The sequence below is a fragment of the Halorubrum sp. SP3 genome (assembly GCF_005435195.1).
GTDB lineage: Archaea > Halobacteriota > Halobacteria > Halobacteriales > Haloferacaceae > Halorubrum > Halorubrum sodomense.
This window is the reverse complement of record NZ_SGTU01000182.1, coordinates 1-759: the sequence shown is the minus strand read 5'-3', so window position 1 is coordinate 759 and position 759 is coordinate 1. Positions and strand designations below refer to the sequence as shown.

Here is a 759-nt window from a genome sequence, read left to right as displayed (position 1 = left end):
AGAAACGCTGACACGGGAATCTGTCGACGCGGTGTTGACATCGTCGACGACGCCGACGCCGACTCGCGTCGATGACCTGATCGAGGAGGCCAAAGACCCGATTTCCGGTACAGACACGTGGGAGCGCCTCAAGTACGCGGCGGATGAACTGCGGGAAGAGCTCCCGAACGCCGACATCACACAGACAGTGACGAGAATTGTCGATGCTGACGATCGGCCGGGTGAAGAGCGAGCGGAAGAACTGCTACGGGAAGCGAACGACTTGCTTGACCGTCTCCGTTCAGTGAACGAACGGTTGGACTCCCTCGACGAAGATAGCATCGTAATAATCGAGGACCATCCCGGGTAACTTTCCTCCTCGCTCGTGTAAGTGTCTATAGATTCGGGACAGGGATTCGCAGGAAACGACTTAGTGCTGGGTATGAATAATCAGCCAGCATGACGAACCCGCTCTTCTCGACGTATACGCAGGGAGAGAACCGCGTGACGTCGACATTACTTGCGGTGCTCGAACACGTCAACAGTCGTCTGGGCGAGGACATCCTCGAGGCACTAGTCGATGAATCTGACCTCTCACTCGTCGCATTCGACAACCAGGTGACCGGCGTGGAATCTGTCCCAGACGCGGCTATTCGTGGGTCGACGGCCCTTTGGTTCGAAACAAAGACGAGCCCAAACGCCGTCCGGCAAAGCCAGCTCGAGGACCATCTCAAGGCTCTCGATCAGGACCCATCAGACCTTCAGCGCTTGATCGTGCTC

At 57.0% G+C, this 759-nt stretch carries 1 protein-coding gene and 1 pseudogene; both read left to right on the top strand.

Going from position 1 to position 759, the window contains the following annotated elements:
- On the top strand, nt 1-349 hold a 349-nt coding region (locus EXE42_RS18840; RefSeq protein WP_158293755.1), incomplete at its 5' end, for a hypothetical protein.
- 89 nt (nt 350-438) lie between these two features.
- A pseudogene (locus EXE42_RS16125) lies at nt 439-759 on the top strand (hypothetical protein); the annotation flags it as partial.